Origin of the sequence: Paenibacillus sanguinis 2301083 = DSM 16941, from assembly GCF_000374825.1 — a bacterium.
In the GTDB taxonomy this organism is placed as follows: domain Bacteria; phylum Bacillota; class Bacilli; order Paenibacillales; family Paenibacillaceae; genus Fontibacillus; species Fontibacillus sanguinis.
Genome location: NZ_KB895411.1, coordinates 1 through 2,204 on the forward strand (window position 1 = coordinate 1; position 2,204 = coordinate 2,204).

Annotated in this window: 3 protein-coding genes; all 3 read right to left on the minus strand. The window is 36.1% G+C overall.

All coding sequences use genetic code 11. From position 1 onward, the window contains the following. Nucleotides 1-256: 256 nt before the first annotated feature. Nucleotides 257-499: a type II toxin-antitoxin system HicB family antitoxin gene (locus C557_RS23970; RefSeq protein ID WP_018754141.1), complete on the minus strand. Its 243-nt coding sequence runs from the start codon at nt 497-499 to the stop codon at nt 257-259. 189 nt (nt 500-688) lie between these two features. Beyond that, nucleotides 689-1,333: a hypothetical protein gene (locus C557_RS0122700; protein WP_018754142.1), complete on the minus strand. Its 645-nt coding sequence runs from the start codon at nt 1,331-1,333 to the stop codon at nt 689-691. Between the two features lie 8 nt (nt 1,334-1,341). Further along, nucleotides 1,342-2,204 (minus strand): RHS repeat-associated core domain-containing protein (locus C557_RS25225; protein WP_026263644.1); only part of this gene is annotated, 863 nt, incomplete at its 5' end.

Below are 2,204 nucleotides of genomic sequence, written 5' to 3' on the forward strand. Positions count from 1 at the left end.
CGAGCCATAGCTCCGGCCTCAATCGTCATTCCGGTCAAATCATAGCCATCATAACGGTAGGAGGTGCCTGGCCCATTCTCTGATGCGCCTTGTTGTAGCAGTCCATTACTGTTCCTAAGTCCTAAGAAAAGGTGATTAATTGTTCATTGGATTAAATATAGCGCCAACTGTAAGTTACGGTGAGCGCTATATTTCACTTATCTATAGTTTGCATACTTCTACTTGAACATGCTAACTTTATCAACTTTCTTCACTTTCATAATATTACCTCTATTAAGAACAGCTTTTCAGAGAGCTCAAGTGTTGAAGGATCTACCTCTGTTGCATTTGGAATATCATCTTCAGTTACATCATCCAAATAAAGTTCGAGAGCTTCTTTTGCCATTTTTATTGCTTCTTCTGTCGTATATCCACATGTTATACACCCAGGCAAATCTGGAAAAGTGACATTAATTCCATCCTCAGCAAAGTTGAAAATCGCATAATATCTAAGTTTCATTATTTCCTCCTCCTAGAAGATAACGGATATACGATCAGTATTACCCTTTTCTTGTAACGTCATCTCATTTCATCCTCTCTTTTATAAAGGATTATATTGTTCCAAAAAGCTTTAGTTGCCCTTCTTTCGGCCTCAACTTCATTCGTCCATGTTTTATATCATTGATATTGAATATACTCGTTATGAATTTTATGAGTCTAATAACTTTTGAGCTCTCATGGCTAGTTTCTTTTTACTTTTTTTAAATTTCTCCTCATCGTTTAAATTAATAAACAGACATAAAGTTTCCTTCTCTAATAAATTTTTATCTAATATATCTTCAAGTATCTTGTACTGATTTAAATTTAATAATTCTAAGACCTCATCATAAAGTATGATTTGCTTATTACTAATTTTGACACGTATTGATCTCAGAAAGATTTCTTTTTTGACAGTCTTACTATCAATTTTCTTCAGGAACGCTACATCATTGTAATGAATCTTATCTTCCTTTAGTAAGAGTATTAAGAGGCTCTCAAGTGCATTATACGAAGTTTCTTTGTACACCTCAATTATTTCCAATAACAATTCCGTGTTTATAGCATTCTGTTGCTGGTTAGTGAGTAAAAGGTAGTATTTGTACGCAATATGCTCTTTAGCCTCTAAAGACAAGTTTAGTTCATTGGCCAGTTTATTTAATTTCTCTAAGGCATCAAATTCCAAAAAACCATGTATCTGTGCTAACTCTATGTTTGTCAATCGAGACAACAATACATTCATTTGATCAACAGTGTTTGACTCGATCGGTTTAATTAATAAATCACTAATTGCCGATATTTTCATCTCATAATTCAAGATAAATACTACCTCCTATTACTTAATCTATACCATTTCATTATTTGTCCAACAGAGTTTCTGATTTGTGGTCTAAACTGATTTACTAATTTTTGTTGCATCCTGTTTAGTTCAGGTTCCCCAGCTAAGGGTTTTCCGTTTTGACCTACTTTTGTTACCTTACCATCTTTATCATACACGTGAACATGAGGCGGCGCATGATCATTTCCATGATAATAATGAACTATCTTGCCATACCCACTACTTCCTATTGTACTATCTGGTAATTCATAAGCATTAGCTTTCTTACCTAAAATAATTTCTGTTAGACTGGGATGTTCAATTGCTTTTAGCACCACCCCAATTGCTTTTCCATCCTGAATAGCGAATGATGCTTTCATATCTATACATCCATCAGCGATTGTATAGTTACAGGGGTTATTCCTAATTTCATCAGCTAATAACTCTAGCCTACTTTGAAGACTTGTTAAATTGTTTAAACACTTTTGCGAACTACATTTCGCTTTGCCATCTTGAGCATTCTTCCAGCCGCTTTTTAGCATTTCAAGGTTTTCTGTCCATATAATATTAATATACTGATCAACACCACTAAACGAATCTATATAACACCCAGTATCCTTTCCTGCGACACAATTCCCACTTGGATCAACATACCCTAATGGATTATTATGCACATACGAATACCGATTCAAGCTCAGCGGATTATCGATACTTCCCTCATATGGGTCCTTGGACACAAATCTACCGGCATTCGGGTCGTACCAGCGGGCGCGCAGGTATTGCAGGTCGGTGGTGTTGTCCCAGTATTCCCCGGAGTAACGGAAGAGGTTTGGTACGGTCTCTTCCTCCGTTTCCGGGTTGCCCCAAATGT

Excerpts from the sequence above, each read along its gene's own strand:
- C557_RS23970 (WP_018754141.1), bottom strand. The coding sequence starts at position 499 with ATGAAACTTAGATATTATGCGATTTTCAACTTTGCTGAGGATGGAATT.